Below are 14,627 nucleotides of genomic sequence, written 5' to 3'. Positions count from 1 at the left end.
CATACGTCGGCGGCGTATGCTGTCCGCACGCCTCCCTTAGCTACCCTCCTCACGACATGGCGCGCCGACCCTGCGACGCTCGCGGTGCTGGTCGTCGCCGCGGTCCTCTACGCCCTCGGCATCCGTCGCGCCGCCCGGGCGGGCGTCGCCTGGCCGTGGCACCGCACCGCCGCGTTCTTCGGGCTCGGCTTCGGCTCGTACGCCGTCATCGAGCTGGGCTTCCTCGGGACGTACTCGAGCGGGCTGCGATGGGCGTTCGTCACCCGCATCGCGCTGCTGCTGATGATCGTCCCCGCCCTCCTGAGCCTCGGGAAGCCGCTCGAACTGCTCCGCGCGGGCCTCGGCCCGGCCGGCCAGGAACGACTCGACCGGATCATCCAGTACCGGTTCTTCCGCGTCCTCGGCAACGCGATGGTCGCGACGCTCGTCGCTGCGGGCGTGTTCTGTCTCTTCCTGACGCCGCTCGCGGGGGTGCTGCGCACCTCACCGCTCATCGGCGAGGTCATCGGCGTCGCGACCCTCGTCGTCGGCCTGCTCCTGATCGTGCCGCTCATGGTGCTCACCGGATTCCACACGAGCACGTTCCTCGCGATCGAGTTCCTGCTGGCGTTCGTCGAGCTCGTGGTCGACTCGATCCCCGGCATCCTGCTGCGCCTGAACGACGGGATCGTCGATGCCGTCACGACGCTCGCGCCCGGCGCCGCGTGGTGGCCGAACCCGCTCCACGATCAGCACCTCGCGGGCGACTTCCTCTGGTTCATCGCCGAGGTGGCGGACGTGCCGATCCTCATCATCCTGCTCGTGCGCTGGAGCCGGCTCGACCGCGCAGAGGCATCCTCCTACGACGAGCTCAGCGACGAGGAGCACGACACACTCGTCCAGACGCACCTGCGCGGCGAGCGGGCGGCGCACTGACGCGGCCGCTCAGTCCGCCGGGATGGATGAACTCCGGCTCCCGCGCGCGGCCCTGACCCGACTCAGGCGCGGATCGTGCGCTCCGCGGCCTCGACGACGTTGGTCATGAGGAGCGCGACCGTCATCGGGCCCACGCCGCCGGGGTTCGGCGAGAGCCAGCCCGCGACCTCCTCGACCCCTGGCGCGATGTCGCCGAACACCTTCGACTTTCCGGTCTCGGGGTCGATCTCACGCGTCACACCCACGTCGAGCACGGCAGCGCCGGGCTTGACGTCCTCGGGCCGCACGAGGTGCTTGACGCCCGCCGCGCCCACGATCACATCGGCCTGCCGCAGATACGAGGGGAGATCGCGCGTGCCCGTGTGGGTGAGCGTCACCGTGGCGTTGACGGCGCGGCGCGTGAGCAGCAGCCCGATCGAACGCCCGATCGTGACGCCCCGCCCGACCACGACGACGTGCGTGCCGGCGAGCGCGTAGCCATTGCGCTCGAGCAGTTCGATGACGGCGCGCGGCGTGCACGGCAGCGGCGAGGAGATGTCGTCGTTCACGTTCAGCACGAGCTTGCCGAGGTTGGTGGGGTGCAGGCCGTCGGCATCCTTCGCGGGGTCGATCCGCTCGAGGATGCGATCCGTGTCGAGGTGCCGGGGCAGCGGCAGCTGCACGATGTAGCCGTGGCACGTGGGATCGGCGTTCAGCCGGTCGATCTCCGCCTCGACGTCCGCCTGCGTGGCATCCGCCGGCAGCTCGACCTGGATCGAGTTCATGCCGATCGCCTCGGACTCGCGATGCTTCATGCCGACGTACAGCTGGGATGCCGGGTCGGCGCCCACGAGCACCGTCGCGATGCCCGGGGTGACCCCCGCCGCCTTCAGCTTCGCGACGCGCTCGGCGAGCTCCGCCTTGATCGCCGCCGCGGTCGCCCGCCCGTCGAGCTTCTGTGCCGTCATACTCTCTCCTTCTCGTCCCCCGCCCCTCGCCCCGCCCGCGAGACTTCAGTGGTGCGCCGAGACTGCGGCCGGTGCGTGCAGTCTCGGCGCACCAATGCGGTCTCGCGGTCGTGTCGTGGGTTAGAGGGTGGGGTACAGGGGGAAGGCGGCGGTCAGGGATGCCACGCGCGTGCGCAGCGCCGCGACGTCGGCACCGGGTAGCAGCGCGAGCGCGATGATGTCGGCCACCTCGGTGAACTCGGCGTCGCCGAAGCCGCGCGTCGCGAGCGCGGGCGTGCCGATCCGCAGGCCCGAGGTCACCATCGGCGGCCGCGGGTCGTTCGGCACCGCGTTGCGGTTCACCGTGATGTGGATCTCGTGGAGCAGATCCTCGGCCTGCTTGCCGTCGATCGCGGCGTCCCGGAGGTCGACGAGTACGAGGTGCACGTCGGTGCCGCCCGAGCGCACCGAGATCCCGGCATCCACGACGTCCTGCTGCGCCAGCCGCTCGGCGAGGATCGCCGCGCCGCGCACGACGCGCTCCTGACGCTCGCGGAACTCGGGCGTCGCGGCGAGCTTGAACGCCGTCGCCTTCGCGGCGATCACGTGCATGAGCGGGCCGCCCTGCTGACCCGGGAAGACGGCCGTGTTGATCTTCTTCGCGAGGTCGGCGTCGTTCGTGAGGATGAAGCCCGAGCGCGGGCCGCCGATCGTCTTGTGCACGGTCGACGAGACGACGTGCGCGTGCGGCACGGGCGAGGGGTGCAGGCCCGCAGCGACGAGACCGGCGAAGTGCGCCATGTCGACCCACAGAAGAGCGCCCACCTTGTCGGCGATCTCGCGGAACCGCGCGAAGTCGAGCTGGCGGGGGTACGCGGACCAACCGGCGATGATGACCTTCGGCGAGTGTTCCACGGCGAGGCGCTCGACCTCGTCCATGTCGATCACGCTGGTCTCGGGGTCCACGCCGTACGCGACGATGTTGTACAGCCGGCCGGAGAAGTTGATCTTCATGCCGTGCGTGAGGTGCCCGCCGTGGTCGAGTGACAGGCCCAGCAGCGTATCGCCGGGGCGCGCGATGGCGTGGAGAACGGCGGCGTTGGCGGATGCCCCGGAGTGCGGCTGCACGTTCGCGAACTCGGCGCCGAACAGGCTCTTGGCGCGGGCGATCGCGAGCTCCTCGGCGACGTCGACCTCTTCGCAGCCGCCGTAGTAGCGGCGACCCGGGTAGCCCTCGGCGTACTTGTTGGTGAGGACCGACCCCTGCGACTGCAGGACCGAGACGGGCACGAAGTTCTCCGACGCGATCATCTCGAGGTACCGGCGCTGGCGTTCGAGCTCGCGCTCGAGCACCTGGGCGATCTCGGGGTCGACCTCGGCGAGCGGGGCGTTGAAGTACGGATCGGTCATGATCGTGACGGCTCCTGTCGGACTCGGTGGTTGAGTGCCGCCGCGCAGCGGCGGTGTATCGAAACCACGGCCGACCCAGGCGTACGGTCGATTGCCATGTGGTCGCTCCCCGGTGGTGTCCCACCTCAACGCCAGTCGCGACACAGCGAGCATACCGGCCCCACCCCGCCCGCGCGAACGATCCATCCCGAACCCTGACGTATTTGTTAGGGCGCTTTACAACTCGAATCGATTCGGAGACAATGGATGCCACACCCGACCCCGCCGAATGGAGCATCGTGGCCCTCCCCGCCGTCGTTCCCGCACCCGCCTCGATCGCCCTGCCCGGCGGAGCGGCCTTCCCCCTCACGGCGCACACCGAGATCGCCGGCGACGCGGATGCCGCGGCGACGGCCCGCGCCCTGATCGCGACCCGCACCGGTCTCGACCTGCGTGCCGGTTCCACGGGATCAGGCCCCGTGACATCCGGCTCCACGGGATCAGACCCCGCGATCACGCTCCGGATCGACGGAGCCGGCACCCCCGAGTCCTACCGGCTCCACGCCTCCGCGGCATCCGTCACCGTCATCGGCTCAGACGCGGCGGGCCTCTTCTACGGCATCCAGACTCTCGGCCAGCTGATCGCCGAGACGGACGGCGGGGGGTGGGGGATCCCCGCGGCGGAGATCGCCGACGCCCCCAGATTCCGCTACCGAGGCGTCATGCTCGATGTCGCCCGCCACTTCCACGGCGTCGAGACGGTGAAGGCGCTCATCGATCGCGCCGCGAGCCTCAAGCTCAACGCGCTGCACCTGCACCTGAGCGACGACCAGGGCTGGCGGCTCGAGCTGCGCTCTCGGCCGCTCCTGACCGAGAAGGCGTCCGCGACGGCCGTCGGCGGCGACCCGGGAGGCTTCTACACGCAGGCGGACTACCGCGGGATCGTCGCGTACGCCGCCGCGCATCACATGATCGTCGTCCCCGAGTTCGACATGCCGGGGCACACGCACGCCGTGACCCTCGCCTACCCCGAACTGAACGAGCAGCCGAAGGTCGACGAGCACATGCTCGAGATCATCCGCGACTACGGCGGCGACGCCCCCGCGCACGGCGTCCCGTACGACGGCATGGCGGTCGGCTTCTCCTCGCTGAAGATCCACGACGACGCGACCTACGCGTTCGTGACCGATGTCTTCACCGAACTCGCCGAGCTCACGCCGGGGCCGTACCTCCACCTCGGCGGCGACGAGGCGCTGGGCACCCCGCCCGAGGACTTCGCCCACTTCGTGGAACGCGCGAGCGCGATCGTCGCGGCGACCGGCAAGACGCCGATCGCGTGGCACGAGGCGGGGGTCGTCGGCGAGCGCCTCGCGCCCGGCACGGTCGGGCAGTACTGGGGCTTCCGCACCCCGACCGACGGCATGGACGAGAAGACCCGCGGTTTCGTCGCGGCCGGCGGCCAGATCATCCTCTCCCCCGCCGACGCGATCTACCTCGACATGAAGTACGACGCGGATGCCGCGCTGGGTCTCGTCTGGGCGGGCGTGGTCTCCGCGCAGCAGTCGTATGCGTGGGATCCGGCGACGGTCATCGACGGGATCGGTGACGACGAGATCCTGGGCGTGGAGGCTCCCCTCTGGGCGGAGACCGCGCGTACGCTGAGCGACATCGACACGCTCGCCTTCCCCCGCATCGCCTCCGCCGCCGAAGCCGGCTGGTCTCCCGCGGCGGGCGCGAGCGCGCTGCGCACGTGGGACTCGTTCGCGCAGCGCGTCGCCGGGCTCGCGCCGCTGTGGACGAGCATGGGCATCGCGTTCACGCCGCTCCCCGGCATCCCCTGGCCGGCGGCGGCACCAGCACCGGCACCGGGAATCGACGCGGCGACGGATGCCGAGGCGACGGGCGCGGTGCCGGCATGACGACCGTCATCCATTCCGTGCGTCTCGTCGACGACGGGGGCGTCACGGAGGATGCCTGGGTCGCGTTCGAGGGCGACACGGTGCTGCGCACCGGCGTCGGCGACGAGCGGCGCGCGCTCCCCGCCGGCGACGCCTTCGACGGCGCGGGCGCATACCTGACCCCCGGGTTCGTCGACATCCACGGGCACGGAGGCGGCGGCGCGGCGTTCGACGACGGCGCGGATGCCGTCCGCATCGCCCGCGCGGTCCATCGCGCCCACGGCACGACCCGCGCCGTGCTCTCCCTCGTGACCGCATCGATCGACGACCTCGCGGCACGGGTCGCGCTGATCGCCGACCTCGCCGCGCACGACGGGACGATCCTGGGATCGCACCTGGAGGGGCCCTTCCTCGACCCCGGCCACAAAGGCGCGCACACCGCGAGCCTGCTGCGCACGCCGGATGCCGCCGCCATCGATCGTCTCATCGACGCCGGTCGCGGCACCGTGCGGCAGGTGACGCTCGCGCCCGAGCTCCCCGGCGGAATCGACGCCGTGCACCGGTTCGTCGCGGGCGGGGTCGCCGTCGCCGTCGGACACACGAACGCGACGGAGGACGAGGCATCCGCCGCCTTCGACGCCGGGGCGACGCTGCTGACGCATGCGTTCAACGCGATGCCCGGCATCCATCACCGCGCGCCGGGCCCCATCCTCGCGGCCATGCGCGACCACCGCGTCACGCTCGAGCTCATCGCGGACGGGTTCCACGTCCACCCCGACGTCATCGCGCTCGCCTTCGCGGGAGCTCCCGGTCGCATCGCGCTCATCACCGATGCGATGGCCGCCGCCGGTGCCCCCGACGGCGATTACGAGCTGGGGGGCCTTGCCGTGCGCGTCACCGACGGCCAGGCGCGCCTCGTCGACGGCGGGGCGATCGCGGGGTCGACGCTGACGCAGGACGCCGCGCTGCGCCTCGTCGTCGCGGGCGGACTGCCCCTGCCCGACGCCGTCGCGGCCGTCACCGTCGTGCCCGCACGGGCGATCGGCGTGGCGGAGCGGCACGGCACGCTGCGCCCGGGCGCCGCGGCCGACGCCGTGCTGCTCGATTCCGAGCTGCGGGTCACCGCGGTCTGGGTCGACGGCACGCGGATCTGACGCGGACGAGCGAGCGGGGCGGGAGGCGCCCCCGCGCCTGCCGCCCCGCTCTGTCCCCCTGTCCGTCGCGTCGGGGCGTTCCCCCCGGTATCCCCGTCGCGACCGACGTCGGCACGGTGCTCCCGTACCTCTGACCGCAACGCCGCACCCGCCTCCCCCGAGGCGCGCCCGGATTCCGGCACACCCATGAGATGCGCCCGTGCAGGATCTATGACGCGACTTCCGGAAAAAGATCCGGGGCGCCGTGCCCGCACCGCGGCGGGCTCACAGGGATCGTGCGGCGACGCGCCTGGGAGAATGGCGAGAACGGAGAGAACGGCGTCATGAACGCGCGGGACGCGCGTCTCATGGATGAACCGCGATCACGACCCGAGAACAGGACGAGCATGGACGAACACGACGGACCGCGCGAGGATGTCGCCGACATCTCCGACGCGGATCTCGTGCTGCGCACGCGCTCGGGCGATCGCGGCGCCTTCGGCGAGCTGTGGCGACGCCACTACCGCTCCGGCATCGTCGTGGCCGGGTCGATCACCTCGACCTTCGACGCCGACGACCTCGTGCAGGAGGCGTACGCGCGGATCTACCAGTCGATCGTGCGCGGCGGCGGGCCGACGGGGTCCTTCCGCGCCTACCTCTTCACGAGCATCCGCAACACCGCCGCCGGCTGGGGGCGCGCGCGGCGCGAGACCCCGATCGATGAGCTCGAGTTCCTGCCGGACCCGGATGCCGAGGCACACGCGACCGACGACGCACTTGATCGCGGCCTGACCGCGCAGGCGTTCCGCGCACTGCCCGAGCGCTGGCAGGAAGTGCTCTGGTACACCGAGATCGAGCAGATGAAGCCCGCCGAGATCGCGCCCCTGCTCGGGATGAAGGCGACGGCCGTCGCCCAGCTCGCCTTCCGCGCCCGCGAGGGCCTGCGCGAAGCGTGGATCCAGGCGCACCTGCGGTCGGTCGCAGACGGCTCGGACTGCCAGTGGACGATCGAGCGGCTCGGCGCCTACGCGCGCGGCAACCTCGGGCGCCGCGACCACGGCAAGGTCGAGGACCACCTCGGCGGCTGCGCGCGCTGCACCATCGTCGCCGCGGAGGCCAAAGATGTCTCGCACCGGCTCGTGCTGGTGCTCCTCCCCCTCACGATCGGCGCCGGCGCGGCGGCCGCCTACGCGGCGGCGGTCCAGGGCGGCGGCGTGCCGATCGTCGCGCTGGCGGCAGGCGCCTCGCCGACGCTGCCCGGAGCCGTGACCGTCGGCGGCGGTGCAGGCGCCGCGAGCGCGGGCGGCGCCGGGGCAGGTGGCGCCGGGGGCACCGGAAGCGCGGGCGGTGGAGGAGCCGCCGGCGGCGGCGCTGCCGGGGGCGCAGCGGGCGGGGCCGCGGGTGGGGCGCTCGGGACGGCCGCCATCGCCGGGATCGTCGTCGGTGCCGCCGTGGCTGCTTTCGCCATCCCCGGCCTCCTGCCGCAGACGGAGGTGGCGGATGCCGCGACGAGCGGCGCCGGCTCGGCCGGCCCGGCATCCGACAGCGGATCCGGCGACGGCGCTCCTCTCGCCGCGGCACCCTCCCCGAGCGCGGTGCCTCCGTCGCCCGCCGCGACGTCGGCCCCGATGACCTCCACGGCGCCGGTGGACCCCGTGGACGCGCCGCCGGTGTCTACCACGCCCGTGCGGAACCCTGCCGCCGCACCGATCCGGACACCGAGTCCCACTCCGACCCCGGCTCCGAGCCCGACGCCGACCCCCACACCGACGCCGACCTCCACGCCCACCCCGACGCCGAGCCCGACGCCTACGCCGACACCAACCCCGACGCCGACACCGACACCGACCCCCACCCCGACGCTCCCGAGCGAGCCGCCCACGGCGACGGTCAGCTACACGCTGTTCAGCTATCTCGCGGCCGTGGAGGTGACCGGCGAACCCGGCGCCGAGGTCGCCGTGCGCGTGGGCGACGAGGTGCGAGCCACCGGACAGCTGAACGTCGACGGGCGCGTGACGCTCCACGTGAAGACGAGCCAGGCCGAGCTGTTGAACAAGGGCGTCGAGGTCGCATACGTCGACGGAGACGTCTTCGGCGACTGGGCAGCCGCGCAGATCACGATCTCGTCCTGACCCTGACCCGCGCCCGATCGCGGCACCACGCCCGCACGTAGACTGGGAGCATGTCCGAGCTGCCCCACGTCCGACCCGCCGCACCCGAGCAGCCGGCGCCGTCGACCGCAGCCGGCACCCGTCCCGCGCTCGACGCGGTCGACGTCATCGCGTTCCTCTGCGAGCTGTTCGCCTTCGGCACGCTCGCCGTGTGGGGCTTCACGGCGTGGCCGTTCCCGTGGAACATCGCCCTCGGCATCGCCGCGCCCGTCGTCGCGATCCTCCTCTGGGCGCTGTTCGTCTCACCCCGGGCGGTCATCGCCGTGCACCCGTTCGCGCGCGCCCTCGTCGAACTGCTCGTCTACGCCGCGGCCACGATCGTCTGGTGGACGAGCGGCAGCGCGTGGATCGGGATCGCCTTCGCCGTCGTGGCGGTGTCGGTCGGACTCATCGCCGGGCGTCGCCGCCTCTCGTGACGGCGGCATCCGTGGCCGACGTCGTCGAGCGCCTTCGCCTCGCGCTCGACGGACGCGTCGACACCGACCCGGCATGCCTCGAGGCCGCCCGAGCCGACAAGTCCGGTCATGCCGCATCGGGCCGCCCGGTGGCGATCGTCCACGCGGCATCCGTCGCGGACGTGCAGGAGACGCTGCGCATCGCGCACGCCACCGGGACCCCCGTCGTCACCCGCGGAGCGGGCACGGGCCTCGCCGGTGGGGCGAACGCGGGTGCGGGCGAGATCGTCCTGTCCGTGCGCGACATGGACCGCATCCTCGAAGTGCGCCCCGACGACCTGATCGCCGTCGTCGAACCCGGCATCCTCAACGCCGACCTGAACCGCGCGCTCGCCGATGACGGCCTGTGGTGGGCGCCCGACCCGGCCAGCCGCGAGATCTCGACCGTCGGCGGCAACATCGCCACGGGCGCCGGCGGGCTCCTCTGCGCGAAGTACGGCGTCGTGCGCGACGCGGTCCTCGGCGTCGAGCTCGTCCTGGCCGACGGGCGGCTGCTGCGCCTCGGCCACCGGAGCGTCAAGGGCGTGACCGGCCTCGACCTCACATCACTCGTGATCGGCTCCGAGGGCACGCTCGGCGTGATCGTCTCGGCGACGCTCAAGCTGCGGCGCGTCGTCGCCGGGCGCGCACGCACGCTCACGGCATCCTTCCCCGACGTCCGTCGCGCCGCCGGCGCGGCCGCGGCCGTCACGGCGTCGGGCGTCCAGCCGGCGATCATGGAGCTGATGGATGCCGCGTCGCTCGCGGCCGTCCACCGCCTCCTCGACCTGCCCGCCCCCGAGGCGGGCGCCGCGCAGCTGACGATCCAGACCGACGGGCCGGCCGCATCTGAAGAGGCGGAGTCGATCGCGGCGACCCTCGAAGCGTCCGGCGGCACCGTGCGCCTCGCGCAGAGCGACGCGGAGGCCGAGCTGCTCTGGCGGATCCGCCGGTCGATGCACCCCGCGATGGAGACCCTCGGCACCGCCCTCATCGAGGACGTCTCTGTGCCGCGCAGCGCCCTGCCCGAGATGTTCGACGAGATCGCGCGGATCGAGCACGCGTACGGGCTCGTCATCCCGACCGTCTGCCACGCCGGCGACGGCAACCTGCATCCGAACTTCATCGTCGAGGGGCCCGACGTGCCCGAGCGCGTGTGGGAGGCGGCGGGCGAGTTGTTCCAGGCAGCGCTGCGCCTCGGCGGCACCCTCACCGGCGAGCACGGCGTCGGAGTTCTCAAGCGGCGCTGGCTCGAGGACGAGCTCGGCCCCGATCAGTGGGAGCTGCAGCGCCAGATCACGCGCGTGTTCGACCCCGCCGGCATCCTGAACCCCGGCAAGGTGTTCGCGCCCTGACGCGCGCGGTGCCGTGGCCTCACGCGGGCGGATAGACCTGCGGGGATGCCGCGGGGATGCCTTGCCGGCCGCGCGCGCCGAGCATCATCGCGATCACGCCCAGGGCGAGAGGCACCAGCACAGCCGTGGCGAACCCCGCGGCGCTGAGCGCCGGGACGAGGTCCAGCAGACGCTCCGACCCCACCGCGACCCCGATCACCTGCGCGGCTGCCTGCACGAACACGATGACCGCGAGCGCCACTGTGGGAGCCCACCGCCACGGATCCGGCACGACCCGTGCGCGAGCGATCTCGATCGCGGCGACGAGCGCCGCACCGACGCTGACGACCAGCTCGGAGTAGCCGAGGATCTGCAGGAGCCACACCTCGTCCTCGCTCACGCTCGACGGCGTCGCGAGCGTGAACACCAGCGGCACGAGCCCCAGCACGAGCAGGGCGATCATGCCGACGGGGCGGCGCGCGACGAGCGAGCCCGTTCCGCGCAGCCCGAAGGCGAAGACGACCATGGCCGCGAGAACCAGCATCTGACCCAGAGTTCGCGGGATCAGGCCGACGCCGACCCCTGCGCCGAACACGAGCGGAAGCACGGCCGCGGCGGCGAGCAGCGCGCCGCCCCCCAGCCAGCTGCGCACGGGCGTCCGGACCTCGGCATCCGTCATACGGTCACCCTACCGGCCGACCACCGCGTCAGGAGGGGGACGTGCTCCGCAGAAAAGCACGTACTCCGCAGGCGAGAGGAGGGATGCCTGCGGAGTACGCGACGATCTGCGGAGTTCATGCCCGCGCCGGGCGGGTCAGAGACCATGCCCGCGGCGGGGCGGGTCAGAGACCCTGCCAGGCGGGCTTGTTGGCGAACGCGTAGCGGTAGTAGTCGGCGTGCGCGAGCTTCGAGGCGGCCGCCTCGTCGACGACGACCGTCACGTGCGGGTGCAGCTGGATCGCCGACCCGGGCAGCGACGACGTCACGGGCCCTTCGACGGCGCCGGCGACCGCGGCGGCCTTCCCCTCGCCGAACGCGAGCAGGAACAGGTGCCTGGCCTCGAGGATCGTCCCGAGCCCCTGCGTGATGCAGTGCATCGGCACGTCGTCGACCGAGTCGAAGAAGCGGGCGTTGTCCTCACGGGTCTGCTCGATGAGGGTCTTCACGCGCGTCCGCGACGCGAACGACGAACCCGGCTCGTTGAAGCCGATATGGCCGGATGTCCCGATGCCCAGGATCTGCAGGTCGATGCCGCCCGCCGCAGCGATCGCGCGCTCGTAGTCCTCGCCCGCGTGCGAGATCGTCGCCAGGTCGCCGTTCGGCGTGTGGATCAACGCGGGGTCGAGGCCGAGCGGCTCGACGACCTCCTTCGTGATCACCGATCGATAGCTCTCCGGGTGGTTCGGATCGATGCCCACGTACTCGTCGAGCGCGAATCCCCGCACGCGCGAGAGGTCGAGGCCCGCGACGCGCGGGCGCAGGGCTTCGTAGACGGTGAGGGGCGTCGACCCCGTCGCGAGCCCCAGGACGGCATCGGGCCGCGCGGAGATGAGCTTCACGATCTCGTCGGCGACGAGGACCCCCGCTGCCGCGGCGGACGGGACGATGACGATCTCAGCCATGGGCGACTGCCTCCTGTTCGGTTGCGCCGGCCCCGACCAGTGCCGCGCCGACGGCCGCAGCCGGCGACCCGGGAGGCAGCAGCTCCACCCGGTCGGGGAGGCGAAGGGACCTCATGAAGGGCGATGCCGCGGCACTCGCGGCGAGGTCGTCCTTCACGAGGCTCAGCATACGATCCCCGAGGGCGGTGACGCCTCCCCCGAGGATGACGCGATCGACGTCTGCGGACAGCACGATCACGCGGATGGCCGACGCGACGCCGTGGGCGAGGCCGGCGCGCAGCGCGATCGCCTCGGTGTTCCCGGCATCCGCCGCGTCGAAGACGTCGCGCACGGGCAGCGCCGACGCGCGACCCCAGCGCTCGGCGATGGCGCCGCCGCCGCAGAAGGCTTCGATGCAGCCGAACTGGCCGCACTTGCACAGCGGACCGTGCGGATCGACGGAGATGTGCCCGACCTCGCCCGCCGTGCCGTGCGCGCCGCGCCACAGCTCACCGTCGCGGACGAAGCCCGCCGCGACGCCGGTGCCGAGGTTGAGATAGGCGAGCGTGTGCGCCCCCGCCGGCTCGGCGCCGGAGAACGCAGCGGAGGTCGCATCCGGGATGACGCCGGAGAACGCCCCGGAGAAAGCTCCGTGCAGCGCATACGCGCCGATCGCGGCGGCCTTCACATCGTTCTCGGCGCGCACCGGCACCCCGACGACACCGCCGACGGCGGCCGCGAGATCGAGCTCGTCGACGCCGAGGTTGACCGCGTGCGTGACCGTGGCGCTCCCCGGGGCGACCTGCCCCGGCATCCCGATGCCGATCGAACGGAACTCGGCGGGGCGGATGCCGACGGTGTCGGCCAGCTCGGCGACGAGGCCCAGCACGGTCGTGACGACCGCGTCGGGCCCCCACCCGGTGGGGCGCCGCACCCGCGCGAGGACCTCCTCGCCGGGCGCGACGACCACGGCGTCGGTCTTGGTGCCCCCGACGTCGAATCCGAGTCGCATCAGCCCTTCACCGCTCCCGACACGAGACCGCTCGTCATCTTGCCCTGCACGATGAGGAAGAAGACGATCACGGGGATGGCCATGAGGGTCGACCCGGCCATGACGACCGCCCAGTCGGTGGCCTTCGTCGCCTGCACGAAGCTGCGCAGCCAGATCGGCAGCGTCTCCATCTCGGGGCGCGTCATGATGACGAGCGCGAACACGAACTCGTTCCACGCCTGGATGAAGGCGAAGATGCCGGTCGAGACGAGGCCCGGCGCCAAGAGCGGGAACGTGACCCGCCAGAACGCCTGCGTGCGCGTGCAGCCGTCGATCATGGCGGCTTCTTCGAGGTCGGCGGGGATGCCGTTCACGAAACCGCGCAGCGTCCAGATCGTGAACGGCAGCACCATCGCGATGTACACCGCGGCGAGACCGATGACGGTGTTGAGCAGCTGCCAGCCGTCGAGGACGCGGAACGTCGAGATGATCATCGCCTCGGCGGGGATCATCTGGATGACGAGGATCGCGACGATGAAGGCCTTCCGGGACCGGAAGCGATAGCGCGAGACGGCGATCGAGGCGAGGAACGCGAAGACGAGGGCGGTCACGAGCGTGAGGAGCGTCACCGCGAGCGAGATGCCGAGGGCGGGGACGAAGCCGCCGTTCCATGCCGCCTCGAAGCTCTTCAGCGTGAACTGGTCGGGCCAGAAGTGCGGCACGTCGCTCTTGACCGCCGAGCCCGGCAGGAGGGCCGTGTTGACCATCCAGTAGACCGGGAACACGGAGCAGACGAAGACCACGACGGCGGCGGCGTTCAGGGCGACACGGCCGGCGGTGCGGCGCGTACGGGCGCTCACGACTCGTCCTCCTTCAGCATGGTGCGGATGTAGTACGCGGAGATCGCGAGCAGGATGATCACGAGGAGCACCGAGATCGCCCCACCCGAGCCCAGGTCACCGGTGGCCATCGAGACCGAGTAGATGTAGACGCCGATGGTGTTGGTGTCGGCGCGGATGCCGCCGACGGTCTGCAGCGCGTAGATCTGCGCGAAGACGCGGAGGTCCCAGATCACCTGCAGGATGAGGAGGACCACGAGGATCGAGCGGACGTAGGGCAGCACGATGAACCGGAAGCGCTGCCAGGCGCTCGACCCGTCGAGGGATGCCGCTTCGAGCACTTCGTCGGGGACCTGGGAGAGGCCCGCGTAGGTCGAGAACGCGACGAAGGGGATCGCGCCCCACGTGATGATGATGGCGGCGACGCCGAAGAAGCTGAGGGGATCGGACAGCCAGCTGTGGCCGATCCAGTTCTGCCCCGTGATCTGCGTCAGCACGTAGTTGACGAGGCCGTAGGACGTGTCGAAGATCCAGCCCCAGACGATCGTGCCGGTGAGGGCCGGCATGGCCCAGGCGAGGAGGAGACCGACCGAGACGACCGTGCGCATCACCTTGCCGAGCGACTTCATCATGAGGGCGATCGCGATGCCGAACACCATGGTCGCCGCGGCGCAGACGACCATGAGACCGAAGCTGCGCCCGAGGACGGTCCAGAACTCCGAGTCCGTGAGGACCTTGATGTAGTTGTCGAACCAGACGAAGCTGGGCGGGGCTCCGAAGATCTGTTCGCGGCCGTACTTCTGGAACGACATGATGATCAGTTGCAGAAGCGGCCAGCCGATGAAGACGACGAGCATCACCAGCGCGGGCAGCAAGAGCGCCAGCGGCGTGCCGTCGAAGGGACGGCGGCGGCGCGGCGCGGGGGCCGCGGGCGAAGGCTCGGTCAACTCGGGGGAGATTGTCGTCGAGATCATCGCACGATCTCCTTCCGTGGGT

Annotated in this window: 13 protein-coding genes and 1 riboswitch; of the genes, 6 read left to right on the top strand and 7 right to left on the bottom strand. The window is 71.8% G+C overall.

The features are described from left to right. Positions 1–84 precede the first annotated feature (84 nt). Positions 85–915, top strand: coding sequence for a cytochrome c oxidase assembly protein (locus tag J0I43_RS14900; protein ID WP_292865573.1), 831 nt, complete (start codon positions 85–87; stop codon positions 913–915). 62 nt (positions 916–977) lie between these two features. Here the strand turns inward: J0I43_RS14900 and J0I43_RS14895 are convergent, their stop codons facing one another. Beyond that, complete coding sequence (locus tag J0I43_RS14895; protein WP_292865570.1) at positions 978–1,862, bottom strand: bifunctional methylenetetrahydrofolate dehydrogenase/methenyltetrahydrofolate cyclohydrolase; 885 nt, start codon at positions 1,860–1,862, stop codon at positions 978–980. A gap of 120 nt (positions 1,863–1,982) precedes the next feature. Then, positions 1,983–3,251 carry a serine hydroxymethyltransferase gene (gene glyA / locus J0I43_RS14890; RefSeq protein ID WP_292865567.1) on the bottom strand — a complete coding sequence of 423 codons (1,269 nt, stop codon included), beginning with the start codon at positions 3,249–3,251 and terminating at the stop codon, positions 1,983–1,985. A gap of 66 nt (positions 3,252–3,317) precedes the next feature. Beyond that, positions 3,318–3,400, bottom strand: a riboswitch (ZMP/ZTP riboswitch). Between the two features lie 93 nt (positions 3,401–3,493). Between glyA and J0I43_RS14885 the strand changes: the two genes are divergently transcribed. The 5 genes from J0I43_RS14885 (at position 3,494) to J0I43_RS14865 (ending at position 10,221) form a co-directional block, all read left to right on the top strand. Then, on the top strand, positions 3,494–5,149 hold the full coding sequence (locus J0I43_RS14885; protein ID WP_292865564.1) for a family 20 glycosylhydrolase: 1,656 nt from the start codon (positions 3,494–3,496) through the stop codon (positions 5,147–5,149). Further along, positions 5,146–6,282 (top strand): N-acetylglucosamine-6-phosphate deacetylase, encoded by a 1,137-nt coding sequence (gene nagA / locus J0I43_RS14880; protein WP_292865561.1) that lies wholly within the window; start codon positions 5,146–5,148, stop codon positions 6,280–6,282. Before J0I43_RS14885 ends, nagA begins: the two co-directional genes overlap by 4 nt. A 386-nt stretch (positions 6,283–6,668) precedes the next feature. Continuing rightward, complete coding sequence (locus J0I43_RS14875) at positions 6,669–8,393, top strand: sigma-70 family RNA polymerase sigma factor (protein WP_292865558.1); 1,725 nt, start codon at positions 6,669–6,671, stop codon at positions 8,391–8,393. Between the two features lie 50 nt (positions 8,394–8,443). After that, positions 8,444–8,848, top strand: a complete 405-nt coding sequence (locus J0I43_RS14870) for a YrdB family protein (protein ID WP_292865555.1) — start codon at positions 8,444–8,446, stop codon at positions 8,846–8,848. 11 nt (positions 8,849–8,859) lie between these two features. Further along, positions 8,860–10,221, top strand: coding sequence for an FAD-linked oxidase C-terminal domain-containing protein (locus tag J0I43_RS14865; RefSeq protein ID WP_292865552.1), 1,362 nt, complete (start codon positions 8,860–8,862; stop codon positions 10,219–10,221). Between the two features lie 19 nt (positions 10,222–10,240). Here the strand turns inward: J0I43_RS14865 and J0I43_RS14860 are convergent, their stop codons facing one another. The 5 genes from J0I43_RS14860 to J0I43_RS14840 form a co-directional block, all read right to left on the bottom strand. Continuing rightward, positions 10,241–10,879, bottom strand: coding sequence for a hypothetical protein (locus J0I43_RS14860; RefSeq protein ID WP_292865549.1), 639 nt, complete (start codon positions 10,877–10,879; stop codon positions 10,241–10,243). 163 nt (positions 10,880–11,042) lie between these two features. Next, positions 11,043–11,822 (bottom strand): glucosamine-6-phosphate deaminase, encoded by a 780-nt coding sequence (locus J0I43_RS14855; RefSeq protein WP_292865547.1) that lies wholly within the window; start codon positions 11,820–11,822, stop codon positions 11,043–11,045. After that, a complete protein-coding gene (locus tag J0I43_RS14850; protein WP_292865544.1) occupies positions 11,815–12,813 on the bottom strand; it encodes an ROK family protein in 999 nt (332 codons plus the stop codon). Before J0I43_RS14850 ends, J0I43_RS14855 begins: the two co-directional genes overlap by 8 nt. After that, positions 12,813–13,652 carry a carbohydrate ABC transporter permease gene (locus tag J0I43_RS14845; protein WP_292865541.1) on the bottom strand — a complete coding sequence of 280 codons (840 nt, stop codon included), beginning with the start codon at positions 13,650–13,652 and terminating at the stop codon, positions 12,813–12,815. The genes J0I43_RS14850 and J0I43_RS14845 overlap by 1 nt, the downstream gene beginning before the upstream one ends. Then, positions 13,649–14,605 carry a carbohydrate ABC transporter permease gene (locus tag J0I43_RS14840; RefSeq protein ID WP_292865538.1) on the bottom strand — a complete coding sequence of 319 codons (957 nt, stop codon included), beginning with the start codon at positions 14,603–14,605 and terminating at the stop codon, positions 13,649–13,651. Before J0I43_RS14840 ends, J0I43_RS14845 begins: the two co-directional genes overlap by 4 nt. Positions 14,606–14,627: the final 22 nt, after the last annotated feature.

Origin of the sequence: Microbacterium sp. (assembly GCF_017305435.1) — a bacterium.
Classification (GTDB): domain Bacteria; phylum Actinomycetota; class Actinomycetes; order Actinomycetales; family Microbacteriaceae; genus Microbacterium.
The sequence above is the reverse complement of the archived record's forward strand: the minus strand, read 5'-3'. Positions and strand labels throughout refer to the sequence as shown.

Coding starts and splice junctions, on each gene's coding strand:
- J0I43_RS14895 (WP_292865570.1), bottom strand. CDS start 1,862: ATGACGGCACAGAAGCTCGACGGGCGGGCGACCGCGGCGGCGATCAAG.
- glyA (WP_292865567.1), bottom strand. CDS start 3,251: ATGACCGATCCGTACTTCAACGCCCCGCTCGCCGAGGTCGACCCCGAG.
- J0I43_RS14885 (WP_292865564.1), top strand. CDS start 3,494: ATGGATGCCACACCCGACCCCGCCGAATGGAGCATCGTGGCCCTCCCC.
- nagA (WP_292865561.1), top strand. CDS start 5,146: ATGACGACCGTCATCCATTCCGTGCGTCTCGTCGACGACGGGGGCGTC.
- J0I43_RS14875 (WP_292865558.1), top strand. CDS start 6,669: ATGGACGAACACGACGGACCGCGCGAGGATGTCGCCGACATCTCCGAC.
- J0I43_RS14870 (WP_292865555.1), top strand. CDS start 8,444: ATGTCCGAGCTGCCCCACGTCCGACCCGCCGCACCCGAGCAGCCGGCG.
- J0I43_RS14860 (WP_292865549.1), bottom strand. CDS start 10,879: ATGACGGATGCCGAGGTCCGGACGCCCGTGCGCAGCTGGCTGGGGGGC.
- J0I43_RS14855 (WP_292865547.1), bottom strand. CDS start 11,822: ATGGCTGAGATCGTCATCGTCCCGTCCGCCGCGGCAGCGGGGGTCCTC.
- J0I43_RS14850 (WP_292865544.1), bottom strand. CDS start 12,813: ATGCGACTCGGATTCGACGTCGGGGGCACCAAGACCGACGCCGTGGTC.
- J0I43_RS14840 (WP_292865538.1), bottom strand. CDS start 14,605: ATGATCTCGACGACAATCTCCCCCGAGTTGACCGAGCCTTCGCCCGCG.